17 protein-coding genes are annotated in these 17,344 nt (G+C 67.3%); 6 read left to right on the top strand and 11 right to left on the bottom strand.

Annotated elements, in window-relative coordinates; translation table 11 throughout:
* Window positions 1-10 precede the first annotated feature (10 nt).
* The gene (locus KF910_RS02320; RefSeq protein WP_292258602.1) at window positions 11-1,441 is read left to right on the top strand and encodes a PQQ-like beta-propeller repeat protein; all 1,431 of its coding nucleotides are present in this window, start codon (window positions 11-13) and stop codon (window positions 1,439-1,441) included.
* A 20-nt stretch (window positions 1,442-1,461) separates the two neighbouring features.
* Window positions 1,462-3,084, top strand: coding sequence for a ribosome biogenesis GTPase Der (gene der, locus KF910_RS02325; protein WP_292258603.1), 1,623 nt, complete (start codon window positions 1,462-1,464; stop codon window positions 3,082-3,084).
* 177 nt (window positions 3,085-3,261) lie between these two features.
* On the opposite strand, the gene KF910_RS02330 is transcribed toward der, so the two are convergent.
* The 5 genes from KF910_RS02330 to radA form a co-directional block, all read right to left on the bottom strand.
* A complete protein-coding gene (locus KF910_RS02330; protein WP_292258604.1) occupies window positions 3,262-4,014 on the bottom strand; it encodes an SDR family NAD(P)-dependent oxidoreductase in 753 nt (250 codons plus the stop codon).
* 31 nt (window positions 4,015-4,045) lie between these two features.
* Entirely contained in the window at window positions 4,046-4,390 is a 345-nt protein-coding gene (locus tag KF910_RS02335; protein WP_292258605.1) for a VOC family protein, read from the bottom strand.
* Window positions 4,391-4,396: 6 nt separating this feature from the next.
* Entirely contained in the window at window positions 4,397-5,902 is a 1,506-nt protein-coding gene (gene purF, locus KF910_RS02340) for an amidophosphoribosyltransferase (protein ID WP_292258606.1), read from the bottom strand.
* Window positions 5,903-5,932: 30 nt separating this feature from the next.
* On the bottom strand, window positions 5,933-6,520 hold the full coding sequence (locus tag KF910_RS02345) for a CvpA family protein (protein ID WP_292258607.1): 588 nt from the start codon (window positions 6,518-6,520) through the stop codon (window positions 5,933-5,935).
* 191 nt (window positions 6,521-6,711) lie between these two features.
* Complete coding sequence (gene radA / locus KF910_RS02350; protein WP_292258608.1) at window positions 6,712-8,076, bottom strand: DNA repair protein RadA; 1,365 nt, start codon at window positions 8,074-8,076, stop codon at window positions 6,712-6,714.
* Between the two features lie 144 nt (window positions 8,077-8,220).
* Between radA and KF910_RS02355 the strand changes: the two genes are divergently transcribed.
* Window positions 8,221-8,865 (top strand): Yip1 family protein, encoded by a 645-nt coding sequence (locus KF910_RS02355; protein ID WP_292258609.1) that lies wholly within the window; start codon window positions 8,221-8,223, stop codon window positions 8,863-8,865.
* On the opposite strand, the gene alr is transcribed toward KF910_RS02355, so the two are convergent.
* The 6 genes from alr to rpsF form a co-directional block, all read right to left on the bottom strand.
* On the bottom strand, window positions 8,858-9,904 hold the full coding sequence (gene alr, locus KF910_RS02360) for an alanine racemase (protein ID WP_292258610.1): 1,047 nt from the start codon (window positions 9,902-9,904) through the stop codon (window positions 8,858-8,860). The two genes, KF910_RS02355 and alr, sit on opposite strands and share 8 nt — an antisense overlap.
* 41 nt (window positions 9,905-9,945) lie before the next feature.
* Window positions 9,946-11,439 (bottom strand): replicative DNA helicase, encoded by a 1,494-nt coding sequence (locus KF910_RS02365; RefSeq protein WP_416354674.1) that lies wholly within the window; start codon window positions 11,437-11,439, stop codon window positions 9,946-9,948.
* Window positions 11,440-11,555: 116 nt separating this feature from the next.
* Window positions 11,556-11,939 carry a hypothetical protein gene (locus KF910_RS02370; protein WP_292258611.1) on the bottom strand — a complete coding sequence of 128 codons (384 nt, stop codon included), beginning with the start codon at window positions 11,937-11,939 and terminating at the stop codon, window positions 11,556-11,558.
* Window positions 11,940-12,068: 129 nt separating this feature from the next.
* Complete coding sequence (gene rplI / locus KF910_RS02375; protein ID WP_292258612.1) at window positions 12,069-12,653, bottom strand: 50S ribosomal protein L9; 585 nt, start codon at window positions 12,651-12,653, stop codon at window positions 12,069-12,071.
* A 1-nt stretch (window position 12,654) separates the two neighbouring features.
* A complete protein-coding gene (rpsR, locus tag KF910_RS02380; protein ID WP_292258613.1) occupies window positions 12,655-12,930 on the bottom strand; it encodes a 30S ribosomal protein S18 in 276 nt (91 codons plus the stop codon).
* 12 nt (window positions 12,931-12,942) lie between these two features.
* Complete coding sequence (rpsF, locus tag KF910_RS02385) at window positions 12,943-13,326, bottom strand: 30S ribosomal protein S6 (protein ID WP_292258614.1); 384 nt, start codon at window positions 13,324-13,326, stop codon at window positions 12,943-12,945.
* Between the two features lie 492 nt (window positions 13,327-13,818).
* On the opposite strand from rpsF, the gene KF910_RS02390 reads away from it, so the two are divergent.
* From KF910_RS02390 to KF910_RS02400, 3 genes are read left to right on the top strand one after another with little or no spacing between them, the layout of a single operon-like run.
* Complete coding sequence (locus tag KF910_RS02390) at window positions 13,819-15,150, top strand: DNA cytosine methyltransferase (protein ID WP_292258615.1); 1,332 nt, start codon at window positions 13,819-13,821, stop codon at window positions 15,148-15,150.
* Entirely contained in the window at window positions 15,143-15,937 is a 795-nt protein-coding gene (locus tag KF910_RS02395) for a hypothetical protein (RefSeq protein WP_292258616.1), read from the top strand. Before KF910_RS02390 ends, KF910_RS02395 begins: the two co-directional genes overlap by 8 nt.
* Before the next feature lie 46 nt (window positions 15,938-15,983).
* Window positions 15,984-17,246: an Nramp family divalent metal transporter gene (locus KF910_RS02400; protein WP_292258617.1), complete on the top strand. Its 1,263-nt coding sequence runs from the start codon at window positions 15,984-15,986 to the stop codon at window positions 17,244-17,246.
* Window positions 17,247-17,344 lie beyond the last annotated feature (98 nt).

A 17,344-nucleotide genomic window follows, 5' to 3' on the forward strand; every position in this document is an offset into this window, starting at 1 on the left:
AAGACCGTCCATGTCCCGCGTCCTGAAAGTCGCCGTCATCTGCGCCCTGGCCGTATCGGCGGCCGGCTGCACCACCGTTCGCCGCGCCCTGCCGTTCAACCTGGGCCGGGTCGAGGAGCCGCGCGCCGTCGCCTCGGAAGGCGAACGGATATCGGTGCTGGATTTCGAGCAGCGGCTGGCGCCCTCGGCGGCCCTGTCGGGGCGCGACTTCTTCATTCCGGGGCCCCAGGCGGCCACGGCCTGGACCCAGCCGGGCCGCAACGCCGAGAACGCCCTGGACCATGTGATCGCGGCGCCCAATTTCACCATCGCCTGGACCCGCAACATCGGCGTCGGCTCGGGCGGTTCGCGCCAGGTGATGGCGCCGGTCGTGGCCGCCAACGGCCGCGTCTTCGTGATGGACGGCGAATCGACGGTTTCGGCGGTCGATCCCTCCACCGGGGCGGTGGCCTGGAAGGTCAATCTGAAGCCCGAGGGGCATGAGCCCGGCTCGGGCGTCCTGGGTCTGCCGCTGATCAGCGTCGGCGGAGGCGCCCTGTCGGGCGGCTTCGGCGGCGGCCTGGCGGTGGGCGGCGACAAGCTGTTCGTCACGTCCGGCTATCGTGTGGTGGCGGCCCTGAACGTGGCGACCGGCGCCGTGGTCTGGTCCAAGGCGGTCGAGGCTCCCATCCACGGCGCGCCGACGGTGGCCGGGAACCGGGTCTTCGTCATCGACGTCGACAACCAGATGATCGCCTTCAACACCGAGACGGGCGAGCAGGACTGGACCTATCGCGGCATTGTCGAGCCGGCGCGGATCATGCGCGCGGTCAGTCCGGCGGTGACCGGCGACACGGTGATCGCCCCCTTCTCGTCGGGCGAGGTCGTGGCCCTGCGCAGCAACAACGGCCAGCCGGTGTGGCAGCAGGTGCTGAGCCGCACCAGCCGCACGAGCGCCCTTTCGGAGATGCGCGACATCGCCGGCCGGCCGGTGGTCAGCCGGGGCATGGTCTATGCCGTCAGCCACTCGGGCGTGCTGTCGGCCATGGACATCCGTTCGGGCCAGCCGCGCTGGCAGTTGCCGGTCGCGGGGGTCAACGCCCCCCTGCCGGTCGGGGACGTGGTCTATGTCATGTCCAAGGACGGCGAACTGACCGTGGTCAACCGCGACACCGGCCAGGTCTATTGGACGCGTAATCTGAACGAGGGCCGGATCCGCAAGGAAGGCGGCTTCCTGGGCTTCTTCGACAAGATGGTGCGCCCCTATTGGACCGGGCCGGTCCTGGCCTCCAACCGTCTGGTGCTGGTCAATTCGGACGGCGAGATGCTGGGCCTGAATCCCAAGACGGGCGAGGTCGAGGCGACGCTGAACCTGGGCGCCCCGGCCTTCATCGCGCCGTCGGCCTATGACGGCGCCCTGTATGTGCTGACGGACAAGGGACAGTTGGTCAGCGTCCGCTGATCGGCCTATAGGCTGGCGTCATGGCATTGAAGGTCGCCATCGTCGGCCGCCCCAATGTGGGCAAGTCGACCCTGTTCAACCGGCTGGTGGGAAAACGGCTGGCGCTGGTCGACGACCGGCCGGGGGTGACGCGCGACCGGCGATACGCCGCCGGGGTCATCGGCGACCTGGACCTGACCCTGATCGACACGGCGGGCTATGAGGACGTCACCGACGAGAGCCTGGAAGCCCGGATGCGCGAGCAGACCGAGGCGGCGATCGAGGACGCGGACCTGATCCTGTTCATGATGGATGCGCGTGAGGGGGTGACCTCTCTGGACCGCATCTTCGCCGACCGCCTGCGTCATCAGCACAAGCCGGTGGTCATGCTGGCCAACAAGTCCGAGAGCCGTGAAAGCGGCGGCGGCATCGGCGAGGCCTATGCCCTGGGCTTTGGCGAGCCAGTGGCCATTTCCGCCGAGCATGGCGAGGGCATGGCCGATCTGTACGCCGCCATCGTCGCGGCCTCGGCGGACATCTTCGTCGAGGAAGAGGACGAACCGGACAAGCCGATCCGCATCGCCGTCATCGGCCGCCCGAACGCGGGCAAGTCCACCCTGATCAACCGGCTGATCGGCGAAGACCGCCTTCTGACCGGGCCGGAGGCGGGGATCACGCGCGATTCCATCTCGGTCGACTGGGTATGGGAAGACCGCAACATCCGTCTGGTCGACACCGCCGGCATGCGCCGCAAGGCCCGGGTTCAGGAAAAGCTGGAGAAGCTGTCGGTCGCCGACACCATCCGCGCCATAACCTTCGCCGAGGTGGTGATCCTGGTCATGGACAAGGACGACGCCTTCGACACCCAGGACCTGCAGCTGGCCGACCTGGTCGAGCGCGAAGGGCGCGCCCTGGTCTATGTGGCGGCCAAATGGGACCTGGAGGAGGAGCCTCAGAAACGGCTGGCCGAGCTGAAGCGCACGGCCGAGGACAAGCTGCCGCAACTGCGCGGCTCGCCCTTCGTGGCCCTGTCGTCGCACAGCGGGCGCGGCGTCGAACGTCTGATGCCCGCGGTGATCCAGGCCTATGACACCTGGTCGGTCAAGGTGAAGACCAAGGATCTGAACACCTGGCTGGCCATGGCCGTCCAGCGCCACCCGCCGCCCGCCGTGGACGGCAAGCGGATCAAGCCCAAATACATCGCCCAGACCAAGGGCCGGCCGCCGACCTTCGTCATGATGGCCAGCCGCGCCGAGTCCATGCCGGACCACTATAAGCGCTATCTGATCAACAGCCTGCGCGAGAGTTTTGAGCTTCCAGGCACGCCGATCCGCCTGACCGTCAAGTCGGGCGGACCCAACCCCTATGCCGAGGGCGGGGCCAAGTCGGGGCCGGAACGGTTCAAGGGCGAGGCCAAGACCGCCCCGCGCCGCGTCAAGAAGGCCGAGAAGGAAGAAGCCCTGTCCAAACTGCCCGGCAAGGCGCTGGAGCAGAAGAAGGCTCGCGTCGCCAAGCCCAAGGTCCTGGGCGGACTGAAGGCCAGCGCCTCGAAGAAGGCGGGGTCCAGTGTGGCCATCCAGAAGGGCGCGAGGGGCGGGGCGCGGCAGGTGTCGCGCTCAGGGCGAGTACGGACTGGTCAGAAGGCCGGGCCGAAGAAGCGGTAGAAGACGTCATCACCCTTCTTTCGTCATTCCGGGCGCAGCGCAGCGTAGACCCGGAACCTAGCGGCGCGCGATAGCGCGAACCTGTCAGAAGCGCCGGTGTTTCGCCGCCGTCGCGGCGCCGCTAGGTTCCGGGTCTGCGGCGCGTTCGCGCCTTCGCCCGGAATGACGAAAGTCTGCCTAGACCAGCGCCGCCGCCGTCGGCCCGGCCTTCCAGTCCTTGAACTTCACCGTCAGCGGCGGCGTCAGGTCGCCGCGGGCCAGTTCGACGATCAGGGGGGCGATGGCCGAAGGCGGGTCAAGATCCATCGGGTCTTCGCCGGGAAACGCCTGGGCCCGCAGCTGGGTGCGCAGGCGGCCGGGATCGACGACGCAGACGCGGATGGGGGTGCTCTCGATCTCGTCGGCCCAGGTCTTCATCAGGGCCTCGGCCCCGGCCTTGGTCGCGGCGTATGCGCCCCAGAAGGCGCGGGGGGCGGTGGCCACGCTGGTGGTCAGGTGCACGACCCGCCCGGCGTCCGAGGCGCGCAACAGCGGCTCCAGGCTGCGGATCAGACGATAGACGCCGGTGAAATTGACCTTCTCCACCCGGGCGAAGTCGCGCGGTTCGGCATGGGCCACGGGCGTCAGCCCCGCCGCGCCCATGGTGGCCGAGGCCTGGACCCAGATGTCCAGCCGCCCGAACCGTTCGAACAGGGCGCCGCCCAGCCGGTCTATGGCCCCGCCGTCCACCAGGTCGAAGGGGATCAAGGTGGCGTGCTTGCCGGTGGCGGCGAAGATGGCGTCGTCCAGCTCTTCCAGCCCGCCCTGTGTGCGCGCGGCGGCGACGACATGGGCGCCCGCTTTCGCCAGGGCCAGGGCGCTCTCATAGCCGATGCCGCGCGAGGCGCCGACGACCAGGGCGATACGGTCTTTCAGAGGCAGGTCCGTCATGGCGCGCTGATAGCGCGGCCGGCCGCGGAAGTCAGTAGCCGGCGGCCGGTTGCCACAGGCTGAAGCTGAGGCCCTGATCGTCGCAGACGACGGCGGACAGGCCCGAGGGGCTTTGCGACGGCACGGCGGCCTTGCCGCCCAGCTCGGTCACCCGGGCGCACATGGCGGCGATGTCATCGACGCGGAAATAGAGGCTGGCGGCGCTGGAAATCCGCTCGACCTTGGTGAAGCCGAAGGCCGGATCGCTGTTGGCCACATCGGCGTAGCTGGCGTGGCCGGCGCCTTCGTCGAAGGTCCAGCCGAACAGGGCGCCGTAGAAGGCCTTAGCCTTGGCGATGTCGAGGGTGTCGAGGGTGAAATAGCCGAGCTGGATCATGCCGGCTTAAGCGCTCACCAAGAGGGAAAGTTGCCGACCCGAGGCGTCGCGCCCGCCCTCCTCGATTTCGCGGTCCAGCAGGCGGGTCGGATAGTCGCCGGTGAAATAGTGATCGGTGAACTGGGGCGCGGCGTCGTTGCGGCCGTCCTCGCCCAGCGCCCGATACAGGCCATCGACCGACAGGAAGCCCAGGGTGTCGACCTCCAGATGCTGGCGCATCTCTTCCAGAGACTTCTGGGCGGCGATCAGCTGTTCCCGCTCAGGCATGTCGATGCCGTAGAAGTCGGGATAGAGGATCGGCGGGCTGGCCGAGCGCAGGTGAACCTCGGCGGCGCCCGCGGCGCGGACGGCGCGCACCAGTTTCACCGAAGTGGTGCCGCGCACGATGGAATCGTCGATCAGGACCACCCGCTTGCCCGCCAGGGCGGCCTTGTTGGGGCTGTGCTTCATGCGCACGCCCTTCTGCCGGGCGCCCTGGCTGGGCTGGATGAAGGTGCGGCCCAGATAGTGGCTGCGGATGATGCCCATCTCGTAGGGGATGCCGCTTTCCTGGGCGTAGCCGAGGGCCGCCGGGACGCCCGAATCGGGCACGGGCACGACGATGTCGGCCTGAACCGCATGTTCGCGCGCCAGGGCGGCGCCCATGGCTTTGCGCACCTCATAGACCGAGCGGCCGTCGAGGAAGGAATCCGGGCGCGAGAAATAGACGTATTCGAACAGGCAGGGCCGGGCGGGCCGGGCCGGGAAGGGCTTGAGCGAGGTCAGGCCGTCCTCGTCGATCACCACCACCTCGCCGTGCTCGACGTCGCGCACGAAGTCGGCCCCGATCATGTCCAGGGCGCAGGTCTCGGACGCCAGGACCCAGGCCTCGCCCACCCTGCCCAGGACCAGAGGGCGGATGCCCAGGGGATCGCGGGCGCCGATCATCTTCTTGGTCGTCTGGGCCACCAGAGCGTAGCCGCCCTCGATCTGGCCCAGGGCGTCGATGAAGCGGTCGACGATGCGCGCCTTACGGCTGCGGGCGATCAGGTGAAGGATGACCTCGGAGTCCGACGTCGACTGGAAGATCGCGCCTTCCGAGACCAGTCGATTCCGCAGGTATTTGAAATTGGTCAGATTGCCGTTGTGGGCGATGGCGATGCCGCCGGTGTCCAGGTCGGCGAACATCGGCTGGATGTTGCGCAGGAAGCTGCCGCCGGCGGTGGAATAGCGGGTATGGCCCACCGCCGCCTGGCCCGGCATGCGTTTGGACAGGTCGGCGCCGCCGAAGGCCTCGCCCACAAGGCCCATGTGGCGTTCGGTGTGGAAGCGGTCATCGCCGACGCTGGCTATGCCGCAGGCTTCCTGGCCGCGATGCTGGAGCGCGTGCAGGCCCAGGGCGACGATGGAGGAGGCCTCGTCCCCTTCCGCCCCCCAAACGCCGCAGACGCCGCATTCCAGGCGGGGACGGTCGTCGTCGGCCTCGCGCTCATGCGGGCGATGCACGACGGGGTCGGCGATGTGGTGGATCATCGACGGCGTCTCCGGCTGGCCGGGCGGAAATCAGGATGGCCGCGAGTTAGTCCCCGATTGGGGCGGGGGCAAGGCCCGGTCGCCCGAAAACCCTTCGCGAGCGGACGAAGCCACCACGGGCGAGACCGCATCCATGCCCCGGCCGATGCCCGGCAGGATGATCTGGATCAGTCGGGCCGAGCCGGCGCTGAGCTTGTAGAGCCGCGCCTCGCTGAGCCAGCGGGGCGTCTTTTCGCCCGGCAGGGCGGCGACCACGACCAGATGGATGGCGCCCAGCAGGACCAGGGCCCGACCCGCGCCCACGACCACGCCGAACAGGTGGTCCACCCCGCTGAGATGCGGATGGGCCTGGGCCTGTTTCGACAGGCGCGACCCGAACAGGCGCACGCCCCAGTAGAGGGCCAGGAAGCTGACCACCGCCGCCACGATGGACCCCGCCCAGTCCGGATCGATCAGCGCCCGCCCGATCGGCGCCGTCAGCGGCAGGGCGATCAGGGCGACGAAGGCCGCCAGGACGAAACTGAGCAGGGTGATGACCTCGCGCACCCCGCCGCGCACCCAGCCGGCGGCGGCCGAGGCCAGGATCAGGATGACCGCCAGGGCGTCATAGCCGGTCATTGGAAGTCCTTCCCCCCCTGCGGGGGAAGGTGGGCGGCGAAGCCGCGCGGATGGGGGGGCTCGTGCGTTCCGCTCGATGTCCGACGATGAGCGAGCGGCAGACAGCACCCCCATCCGTCTCGCTCCGCGAGCCACCTTCCCCCGTCAAGGGGGAAGGGCGAGGTGAGGGTGATCGCCTGATCCATGTTCGATCAATAGCGGCTTTCGGAGATTCTTTCGACGGCTTCGGACAGGCGGGTGACGGCGGTGACCCTGGCGGCGCCCGCCTTGCCGTTCAGGGGCGGGGCCAGGGCCTGGTCGAAGCCCAGTTTCATCGCCTCACGCAACCGCGCCTCGGCCCGGCCGACGGCCCGCACCTCGCCCGACAGGCCGATCTCGCCGAAGACGACGCAGCCCTGCGGCAGGGGCATGTCGGTGGCGGATGAAATCAGGGCGGCGGCGGCGGCCAGGTCGGCGGCCGGTTCGTTGACCCGCAGGCCGCCCGCCACGTTCAGATAGACATCCCGGTCCCCGAACCCCAGGCCGCAGCGCGCCTCCAGCACCGCCAGAACCATGGCCAGACGCCCGGAATCCCAGCCGACGACCGCCCGGCGTGGCGTGCCGTATGCGCTGGGCGCCACCAGGGCCTGGATCTCGACCAGCACGGGCCGCGAGCCCTCGATCCCGGCGAAGACGGCGGCGCCCGGCGCGCGCTCCTTGCCCTCGCCCAGGAAGAGGGCGGACGGATTGGCGACCTCGCGCAGGCCCGCGTCGCCCATCTCGAACACCCCGATCTCGTCGGTCGCGCCAAAACGGTTCTTGCCCGCGCGCAGGATGCGGAACGGATAGCCGCGCTCGCCCTCGAAGGTCATGACGGCGTCGACCATATGTTCGACCACGCGCGGCCCGGCGACCTGGCCGTCCTTGGTGACATGGCCGACCAGGATCACGGCTGGCCCGCCCGCCTTGGCCAGGCGCACCATTTCGGCGGCGCAGGCCCGCACCTGGACGATGGAGCCGGGGCCTGCCTCGTGCACGTCGCTCCACAGGGTCTGGATCGAATCGATGACCACGATGTCGAACCGCTCGCGCTTCAGCGTCGACAGGATTTCGCGCAGGGCCGTGGCGCTGGCCAGTTCGACCGGCGCCTGGTCCAGCCCCATGCGGCGCGCGCGGCTGCGGATCTGTTCGATGGCCTCCTCGCCCGAGATATAGGCCACCCGGCGCCCGGCCAGGGCCGCGCGGGCGCAGACCTCCAGCAGCAGGGTCGACTTGCCGACGCCGGGGTCGCCCGACAGCAGGATGGCCGATCCGGGCACCACGCCCCCACCGCACACCCGGTCGAACTCGGCCACGCCGGTGACCAGGCGGGGCGGCTCGGGGTTTTCGGACTGGAGGGTCTCGAAGCTCAGGCCGTGCGACCGGCGGGTGGCGGCGGGTTTCAGGGCGCCGGGCGGGGCGCTGCGGGTCTCTTCGACGATACAGTTCCACTGGCCGCAGGCGCCGCATTGCCCGGCCCATTTGCCGTGCACCGCCCCGCAGGACTGGCAGACATAGATCGCGGAGTCCTTGGCCATGGGTGGAGGCTTACAGGAGTCGCCCGTGGCGCGGCAGGGGGCGCCGGAGGGCCTGCGTCCGATCTTGACGCCCTGCGGCTTCGGCGATTGCCATGGTCGTCGAAGCACGGCCATAGTCGCCTATCAGACGAAAGGCCTTCTCAAATGACCCTTACGCCTCAGCCCAGCCGCTCGACGCTTGTGACGCGCGTGCAGAACATCCTGATGCGCCCGACGCCCGAATGGACGGTGATCCGGGACGAGCCGGCGACGGTGCAGTCGCTGTTCACCGGCTATGCCTGTATCCTGGCCCTGATCCCGGCCGTGTGCGGCCTGCTGGCCACGGCGCTGTGGACGGCCGGCTTCGGCTTCGGCCTGCTGGGTCCGGCGGCCCTGATAGGGGCGGTCATGGGCTATGTCCTGGGCCTGGCCGGAGTCTTCGTGTTCGGCCTGATCATCGAGGCCCTGGCCGGCGGTTTCGATTCCACCAAGGATCGGGTCCAGGCGATGAAGGTCGCGGTCTATTCGGCCACGGCCGGATGGGTCGGCGGGGTGCTGAGCCTGATCCCGGTTGTCGGCGGGCTTCTGGCCCTGCTGGCGGGCCTGTATGGGATCTATCTGCTCTACACCGGACTGCAGCAGGTGCTGGCGACGCCCAAGGACAAGGCGATCGCCTTCACGGCCGTTTCGATCGTCATCTACATCGTCATCATGGTGGTGATCGGCATGATCATCGGCGCGGTCACCGCGGCCCTGGCGTTCGGTACCGCGGTGGGCGTGGCCGGCGTCGGCATGGCGGCCTTCAGCTGATGTAGACCCTCTGGGCGCGGCCGCCGACGGCGGTCAGCAGTTCATAGGCGATGGTTCCCGCCGCCGATGCGGCGTCATCCAGCCGGCGGTGCGGCCCGAACAGTTCGGCCGCATCGCCGACGGCGACATCCAGGCCGGTGACGTCCACGGCGCAGACGTCCATCGACACCCGGCCCACGAGGGGACGAAGCGCCCCCCCGATCCAGACCTGGCCCTGCCCGCCGCCGGCATAGGCGCGCAGGACGCCGTCCGCATAACCGGCCGCGATCGTGGCGATGCGCCGGGGCGTCGGGGCCGTGAAGCCGCGCGAATAGCCCACGCTCTCGCCCGCGGGCACGTCGCGCAGTTGCAGCACGTCAGCCGTCAGGGTCGCCACCGGGGCGATGCGCGGATCGGGCCGCCCTTCGGGCCCGCCGCCGTAGAGACAGATGCCGGGCCGCACCGCGTCGAAGCCGAAATCCGGCCCCAGGAAGCAGCCGCCCGAGCTGGCGAAGGACCGGGTCGCGCCCGGATACCGCATCGCGATGGCGGCGAAGGCGTCGCGCTGGATCCGGTTCATCGGCTGGGACGGATCGTCGGCGCAGGCCAGGTGGCTGAGCACTAGGGCCAGGCCGTCGAACGGCGCCGGCGCCGCCTCGGGTCGGAAGCCCAGCCGGTTCATGCCGGTGTCGATCTGCAGCCCGCAGGGGCCCCCGCCCGAATCCAGCCAGTCGGACATCTGGACCGCGCCGTTCAGGATCGGACGCAGGTCCGCCGCCCTCAGTTCGGCGGCGGTGTCGGCGATGCAGCCGTCCAGCACATAGACGGTCGGCTCAGGCCCCAGGGCCGAACGCAGGGCGGCGCCTTCCCCCGCCCGGGCGACGAAGAAGGTGCGGGCGCCCTCGGCCATCAGGCGGCGGGCGACGGCCGCGGCCCCCAGGCCATAGCTGTCGGCCTTGACCACCGGATGCACCGGCGCCCCGGAGACGGCGCCGAGGGTGTGGTAGTTGCGGGCCAGGGCGGCCAGATCGACGGTGAGGCGGGCGGGGGGAGGGGCCATGCCCGCCCACTATGCCGCAAGTGCGAAGGGATGCGAAAGCGTCAATCGCTCCCGTAGCTGTCGTACCGCCCGTCGCGCGCCAGGTTGCCGAAACGCACCGTGTCGTCGTGGAAAGACATCTTGACGCTGCCGATGGGGCCGTGGCGCTGTTTGCCGATGATGACCTCGGCGGTGCCGCGCACGGCGTCCATGTCCTGCTGCCACTTCAGGTGTTCCTCGGTGCCTTCGCGCGGCTCGCCCCGGCTGAGGTAATAGGCTTCGCGATAGACGAACATCACGCAGTCGGCGTCCTGCTCGATCGAGCCGGATTCGCGCAGGTCCGACAGCTGGGGCCGCTTGTCGTCGCGCTGTTCGACCTGACGCGACAGCTGCGACAGGGCGATGATCGGCACCGACAGCTCCTTGGCCAGGGCCTTCAGCCCGCCGGTGATCTCGCTGACCTCCTGCACCCGGTTCTTCTGGCTGTTCCCGTCGCCGGTGGTGACCAGTTGCAGATAGTCGACGATGATCAGGTCCAGCCCATGCTCCATCCGCTTCAGCCGCCGCGCGCGGGCGGCCAGCTTGGAGATGGACAGACCGCCGGTTGCGTCGATGTACAGGGGGCTTTCGCCGATCTCGACCGCCGCGTCGCGGATGCGGCCGAAGTCGGCGGCGTCGATCTCGCCCTTCCTCAGCTTGTCGGACGACACGCCCGAGGCGTCGGCCAGGATACGCATGGCCAGCTGTTCGGCGCTCATTTCCAGCGAATAGAAGGCGACCACCCCGCCGGACACCGTCTTGCGCCCTTCCGGCGCCGGCTCCCAGCGATAGTTGCGCGCCACGTTGAAGGCGATGTTGGTGGCCAGGGCCGTCTTGCCCATCGACGGACGGCCGGCCAGGATCAGCAGGTCCGACGGGTGCAGGCCGCCCAGCTTCTGGTCCAGATCGTCGAAATAGGTGGCCAGGCCCGCCAGCTTGCCGTCGCGCTGATAGGCCTCGCCCGCCATTTCGACGGCGCCGGCCAGGGCGTTGGAGAAGCTGACGAAACCGGACGACGGCTGGCCCGTCTCGGCCAGGGTGTAGAGCGACTGTTCGGCCTGTTCGATCTTGTCCAGGGCCGGGGTTTCCGGGTCCGGCGCGTCCTTGATGATCTCGCCGCCGATGCGGATCAGGTCGCGGCGCAGGGCCAGGTCATAGACCACCCGCGCATAGTCCGGGGCGTTGGCCGCCGGCGGGGCGCGGTCGACCAGATCGGCCAGATAGCGCAGGCCGCCGAACTCCTGGAACGCCGGATCCTGCTTGAACCGTTCCATCAGGATGGTCGGCTCGGCCAGAAGGCCCTGACGGATGTGATCCTCGATGGCGTCATAGAGCCTTTGGTGGAACGGCTCGTAGAAATGCGAACCGCGCAGTCGGTCCGACAGGCGCTCGAACACCGCATTGTCGAACATCAACGCGCCCAGAAGCGCCTGCTCGGCCTCCAGGTTATGGGGCAGGGAGGGGATGGACGCGGGGTCCATGCCAGGGTCGAACGGGATGGGGGCGAGCAGGGTCATCGGTTAACGCATACCCCTGACAGACCCCTTCGACAGGATCGGTCGCCCCCGTGGCCGTGGACAGAATCAGCCTCTTGGGGACAGGCCGAGAATCCCTATGCGGATCAATCGGGGCGTCAGGCGCGGCACGGATAGCGGTCGGCCATCCAGGTGCGGAAGCCGTCCGGCACGCTCATCCGCGCGCGGCGCGGCTGGGGGATGGCGTTCAGGAAGGCCAGCAGTTGCTGGGCGTTCAGGCTGATCTTCTCGGGCGGACAGGCGGGGGGCGTGCGGCCGGCGGCGCGGGCGGCGCGGATCTCGTCCCCCACGACCTTGAAGGCGTCATTGGCCTCGCCCATCAGGCGTCGGGCGCTGGGGCGCAGCACGGCGGTGGCGTTCATCGGGATGCGGTTCGCCTCGGCGACGAAGGCGTCAAGGGTGCGGGCCGACTGGGCCGAGGCCGACAGGGGCGCGGCGGCGGCGCAGACGGCCGCCAGGATCAGCAACAGACGACGGATCATGGACCTTCCCTCCCGAAGCGCCGCCAGCTTGGCCCTGGGCCCATGGCGGAACAAGGGCCGCAAAGGAGAAGGGGCGCTCCGGTTTCCCGAAGCGCCCCCTGGATCAGATGGCCGGTGCGATGAAGCCGATCAGGCCTCTTCGCCCAGGTTCTCCTGCTGACCGGCGCCGCCGGCCAGCATGTCGGCGGCGGCTTCTTCGGCAGCGGCGCGCTCTTCGGAGAATTGCGCGGCGATGACGTCTTCGCCCTTGGCCTGACGTTCGGCTTCCTCGGCCGAGCGGGCGATGTTGATCTTGACCTTGGCGGTGACCTCGGGGTGCAGGCGGACCGGCACTTCGTGGACGCCCAGGGTCTTGATCGCGGTGTTCAGCACGACCTGAGAGCGCTCGACCTTGCCGCCTTCGGCCTGGACGGCCTCGGCGACGTCGCGGCCCGCGACCGAACCGTACAGCTGGCCGGTTTCGCCGGCCTGACGGATCATGACGTAGGTCTGGCCGTCGATCTTGTCGGCGACCTTCTGGGCCTCGGCCTTGTTCTTCTCGTTGCGGGCCTCGATGGCGGCGCGCTCGACTTCGAAGGCCTTCAGGTTGGCGCTGGTGGCGCGACGAGCCTTGTCGCGCGGCAGCAGGAAGTTGCGGGCGAAGCCGTCCTTGACGGAGACGACGTCGCCGATGGCGCCGAGGTTCTCGACGCGTTCAAGCAGAACGACCTTCATCTTACTTCACCACATAAGGCAGGAGGGCCAGATAGCGGGCGCGCTTGATGGCACGGGCCAGTTCGCGCTGCTTCTTCTGGGAGACGGCGGTGATGCGCGAGGGCACGATCTTGCCGCGTTCGGAGACGTAACGCTGCAGCAGCTTGACGTCCTTGTAGTCGATCTTCGGCGCATTGGCGCCCGAGAACGGGCACACCTTGCGGCGACGATAGAAGGGGCGACGGGCCGGGCCGGAGCCGACCGGAGCGCCCGGCACGGGAGCGTTGGTGTCAGTCATGTTCCAGGTCCTTTAGGCTTCGGCTTCGGCGTCTTCGCGCGGGGCGCGTTCACGCTCGCGTTCGCGTTCACGCTCGCGGCGGGCCAGCAGGGGCGACAGCTCCAGGTCCAGCTCCTCGACGCGGACGGTCAGCCAGCGCAGGACGTCCTCGTTGATCGACAGCTGACGCTCGACCTCGGCCATGGCGGCCGGGGGGGCGTCGACGGCCAGCAGGGAATAGTGCGCCTTGCGGTTCTTCTTGACCCGATAGGTCAGGTTGCGCAGGCCCCAATATTCGATCTTGGCGACCGAGCCGCCGCCGGCTTCGATCAGGCCCTTGATGGTGTCGTTCAGGGCTTCGGCCTGTTGCGCGCTGATATCCTGGCGCGACATGACCGTGTGCTCGTAAAGAGCCATTCGTCATCTCCCTTTGCGGAGGTCGGCGAGAGGCGGCCGGGTGAGCCGGATCCCGATGGTTCTCGATGCGGCGAACGGGATGATCCCGCCCCTTTGACGTTCCGCGAAAGAGACCGACGTCCTGGAAAGCGGGCGCGTATAGGGGAAAAAGTCAGGCGGGGCAAGGCCGCTGAGGGCGGGTTGGACTCTGAAAAACAGGGTGCAATTGGTGGAATCCGGCGCGAACGGCGCCCTGGACAGAGCGCGCGGGCGGCGGATGGGACAGCAAAAAACAGGGTGCAAAGGGTGCAATTCGTGCAACCGGCGGTGCGCCGGGCATGGGTGGTGAAGCGGCGATGAGAAAGACCGGCGGGCATTATAAGGCAGCCGGGAGGGTGTGAGCGCGAAAAGATTTGGCGCGCGGCTGACGGCGCTTGCAGTCCGCACTGTTTTTTTCGATCAAAGCGACTCAGTCGCCTGTTTAGGGTGTGTCAAAGACGGGAATTTAACGACATGGCGCGACCGATAGGGATCGATCTCTTTGCAGGCGCCGGCGGAATGAGCCTGGGCTTCGAGCAGGCCGGGTTTGAAGTGAAGGCCGCGGTGGAAATCGACCCGATCCATTGCGCCGTCCACGCGTTCAATTTCCCTCAGTGTAAGGTTATCGCCGGGTCGGTAGTCGGCTTGTCCGGCGCTGAGATACGCGCACGGGCGGGCATTGGCCTTCGGACGGTCGATGTCGTTTTCGGGGGAGCGCCCTGCCAAGGTTTTTCCCTCATGGGGCAAAGAGCATTGGACGACCCCAGAAATCGTCTCGTAGCCGAATTCGTGCGTATTGTTCGTGAACTGAAGGCATCCTATTTCGTTTTTGAGAACGTCAAAGGCATAACGGTTGGTCCGCATAAGTCATTTTTGGCTGAACTGATCGAGGAATTTGAGCGAGATGGTGAATATACTGTCATCAAGCCTTGGAAGGTGCTTGATGCTGCAAATTACGGCGTGCCACAGCATAGAGAGAGGTTGTTTTTGCTTGGGGCAAGGAAGGGAATGCCAGCCCCGGCATATCCCAACAAGCTAACGGGTGCTGCAGATCGGCGTGAAGACAATCTCCCCGTGGGGCCGACCTGTGTAGATGCTCTGGGCGACATTCCTGATGCAGAGCGGTTTGACCAGTTGAAACAGACTGATGAGATCGAGACTGATGCTTGGGGTGCTCCGAGCGCCTACGCTAAACTCATGCGCGGTACGGGCCGAAACGCTTGGGCTTTTGGTTATGTCCGCCAATGGGATCCCCGCCAACTCACAGCGAGCGCCAGAACGGAACATTCGTCCATATCAAGGCGGCGCTTTGCAGAGACCAAGCCTGGGGACATCGAACCCATTTCTCGATTTTTCAAGCTCGCACCGTCCGGCCTAAGTAATACACTGCGAGCAGGCACTGATGCGGCCCGCGGAGCGTTCACCAGTCCTCGACCGATCCATTACCTTCACGCCAGATGTGTGACCGTTCGAGAAATGGCGCGGCTTCACGGGTTCCCAGATTGGTTTCGATTTAATGAGACCAAATGGCACGGCGCCCGGCAGATCGGGAACGCCGTTCCTCCTCCTCTGGCAAGGGCCGTCGCCGCACAAATTATTTCGGCGATGAGCGTCAATCCCGTCCGACCTCGAGAGAAGCTCGCACTTGGAGAAACCAGCCTGCTTCGAATGGGTATGTCGGAGGCAGCCGCCTATTTCGGAGTGTCTCCTCAAACTGGCAAACGAGACAAAAAGAGCGGCGCCCGAAAACGCAAGCAGCACGAGATCGAAAATGCTGCGTCACGGCTGAGTGTCGCCAATGGCTGAGCAGCCCGCCATCAACCGCTACAAAGCCCTGATCGAGAGCATTTTCTTCGATCACTGGAAAAATGGCGTTGAGGTTTTTGAGTTTGCCAGGGCTGACATCAAAGCCAAGGCTATTGAGTTGGAGATCGCCCTGCCGGACAATATCGGAGACGTGCCGTATTCGTTCAGGTATCGAACGCCGCTCCCGGACCGGATTGTAGAAACTCAACCCAAGGGCCGAGAGTGGATCATTGAGGGCGCCGGTCGTTCCCGGTATCGCTTCAAGCTGGTTCCGGCGACACGCATTCGACCGCGTGAAGATTTGATCGTTATCGCGATCCCCGACGCCACGCCAGAGTTAATCAGGGCCTACGCGCTAGACGATGAACAGGCACTGCTGGCTATCGTTCGCTACAATCGACTGATTGATACATTCCTCGGACTGACGACCTACAGCCTTCAGAACCATCTCCGAACCACTGTTAAGGGCATAGGTCAGATTGAGATCGATGAACTCTACATCGGGATTGATAAGCGCGGTTGTCATTACGCGATACCGGTCCAAGCAAAGGGCGGAAAAGATCAGATCGGGGTTGTGCAAACTACTCAAGACGTACGTTTCGTCGAGCAGAAATTCCCTGACATGCGCTGCCGAGCCATCTCTGCTCAGTTCATGGTGGAGGGTGTAATTGCTTTGTTCGAGTTGGCGTTGAAGGATGACGAGATCAAGGTTGTTGAGGAGCGACATTATAAGCTCGTTCCGGCAGATCAGCTGGATCGGAATGCTGTTCGAGACTACCGCGATTGAAGCGTTTGCACTCCGAGCCGTTCATTGGCCTGGCTAGGCTGGCCTTATGACCGACGCACCCACACCCGCCCCCCGCCGCCGCTGGTCGATCATCGGCCCCGGCCTGGTCGTGGCCGCGACTGGCGTCGGGGCGGGCGACCTGGTCGCCACCCTGGTGGCGGGGTCGAAGTATGGATACGCCCTGTTGTGGGCCGCCGTGGTGGGGGCGGTGGTCAAGCTGGCGCTGGCCGAGGGGGTGGGGCGATGGACCCTGGCCAGCGGGCGGACGATGTTCGACGGATGGTCGAGCCTGCCGGGCGGCGGGGCAAGGGTGAACTGGGCGACCCTGTATTTCGCCGTCTATGTGGGGGTCTGGGGCTTCGTCTATGGGGCGACGGCGATGACGGCCGCCGCCCTGCCCCTGGCGGCGTTGTGGCCGGCGCTGGGCCTGAAGGGGTGGGGCGTGGTCAGCGGGCTGCTGGGCCTGGGGCTGGTGTGGTTCGGCGGTTATGGCGTCTTCGAGAAGGTGATGGCGGCCCTGGTGGGGGTGATGTTCGTCACCGTCGTCGGACTGGCGGTGATCGTGGCGCCGGATGTGCCCCGGCTGCTGACCGGGCTGTGGCCGACGCTGCCCGACGGGTCGGTCTTCTATACCCTGGGCCTGATCGGCGGGGTGGGGGGCACCATCACCATGGCGGCCTATGGCTACTGGCTGAACGCCAAGGGCTGGAAGGGCGCCGAATGGATGGGGACCATGCGGCTGGACAACAGGGTCGCCTATGGGGTCACGGGCCTGTTCGTGGTGGCCATGCTGGTGGTCGGGGCCGAGCTGCTGCATGCGGGCGGGGTGGCGCTGCAGGGCGGGGACCGGGGGCTGCTGGACCTGGGCAAGGTGTTGAGCGCGCGGTTCGGGCCGGTGGTGTCGGTGATGTTCCTGATCGGCTTCTGGGCCACCAGCTTTTCCAGCCTGATCGGGGTGTGGCAGGGGGTCAGCCTGATGTTCGCCGACTTCTGGGCCCATATGGCGGGGCGAGGGACGGACGAGACGGCGCGGGGGCCGCGAAGCCCGGCGGCGCGGGCCTATATGCTGTGGCTGACGTTTCCGCCCATCGCCCTGCTGTTCCTGGACCGGCCGTTCGGCCTGATCGTGGCCTATGGGGTGCTGGGCAGCCTGTTCATGCCCTTCCTGGCGGGGACGCTGATCTGGCTGCTGAACAGCGGGCGGGTTCCGGCGGAATGGCGCAACGGCTGGGTGTCGAACGGCCTGCTGGCGGCGGCGGCGCTGATGTTCGCGGTGCTGGCGGGCAAGGAGATCGCGGGGATTTTCTGAAGGCAGTGGCGAGTGACGAGTGGCGAGTGGCGAGGCGTTGACGCCGCCTCCGGTGTGCTAAACGGCTGGCGAATGAGTCGGGTGGCCGGTATCTGATC

Source organism: Brevundimonas sp. (assembly GCF_019636155.1).
Taxonomy (GTDB): domain Bacteria; phylum Pseudomonadota; class Alphaproteobacteria; order Caulobacterales; family Caulobacteraceae; genus Brevundimonas.

What these genes read in the sequence shown, in the direction of transcription:
- KF910_RS02320 (WP_292258602.1), top strand. Translation starts at nt 11, where the DNA reads ATGTCCCGCGTCCTGAAAGTCGCCGTCATCTGCGCCCTGGCCGTATCG.
- der (WP_292258603.1), top strand. Translation starts at nt 1,462, where the DNA reads ATGGCATTGAAGGTCGCCATCGTCGGCCGCCCCAATGTGGGCAAGTCG.
- KF910_RS02330 (WP_292258604.1), bottom strand. Translation starts at nt 4,014, where the DNA reads ATGACGGACCTGCCTCTGAAAGACCGTATCGCCCTGGTCGTCGGCGCC.
- KF910_RS02335 (WP_292258605.1), bottom strand. Translation starts at nt 4,390, where the DNA reads ATGATCCAGCTCGGCTATTTCACCCTCGACACCCTCGACATCGCCAAG.
- purF (WP_292258606.1), bottom strand. Translation starts at nt 5,902, where the DNA reads ATGATCCACCACATCGCCGACCCCGTCGTGCATCGCCCGCATGAGCGC.
- KF910_RS02345 (WP_292258607.1), bottom strand. Translation starts at nt 6,520, where the DNA reads ATGACCGGCTATGACGCCCTGGCGGTCATCCTGATCCTGGCCTCGGCC.
- radA (WP_292258608.1), bottom strand. Translation starts at nt 8,076, where the DNA reads ATGGCCAAGGACTCCGCGATCTATGTCTGCCAGTCCTGCGGGGCGGTG.
- KF910_RS02355 (WP_292258609.1), top strand. Translation starts at nt 8,221, where the DNA reads ATGACCCTTACGCCTCAGCCCAGCCGCTCGACGCTTGTGACGCGCGTG.
- alr (WP_292258610.1), bottom strand. Translation starts at nt 9,904, where the DNA reads ATGGCCCCTCCCCCCGCCCGCCTCACCGTCGATCTGGCCGCCCTGGCC.
- KF910_RS02365 (WP_416354674.1), bottom strand. Translation starts at nt 11,439, where the DNA reads ATGACCCTGCTCGCCCCCATCCCGTTCGACCCTGGCATGGACCCCGCG.
- KF910_RS02370 (WP_292258611.1), bottom strand. Translation starts at nt 11,939, where the DNA reads ATGATCCGTCGTCTGTTGCTGATCCTGGCGGCCGTCTGCGCCGCCGCC.
- rplI (WP_292258612.1), bottom strand. Translation starts at nt 12,653, where the DNA reads ATGAAGGTCGTTCTGCTTGAACGCGTCGAGAACCTCGGCGCCATCGGC.
- rpsR (WP_292258613.1), bottom strand. Translation starts at nt 12,930, where the DNA reads ATGACTGACACCAACGCTCCCGTGCCGGGCGCTCCGGTCGGCTCCGGC.
- rpsF (WP_292258614.1), bottom strand. Translation starts at nt 13,326, where the DNA reads ATGGCTCTTTACGAGCACACGGTCATGTCGCGCCAGGATATCAGCGCG.
- KF910_RS02390 (WP_292258615.1), top strand. Translation starts at nt 13,819, where the DNA reads ATGGCGCGACCGATAGGGATCGATCTCTTTGCAGGCGCCGGCGGAATG.
- KF910_RS02395 (WP_292258616.1), top strand. Translation starts at nt 15,143, where the DNA reads ATGGCTGAGCAGCCCGCCATCAACCGCTACAAAGCCCTGATCGAGAGC.
- KF910_RS02400 (WP_292258617.1), top strand. Translation starts at nt 15,984, where the DNA reads ATGACCGACGCACCCACACCCGCCCCCCGCCGCCGCTGGTCGATCATC.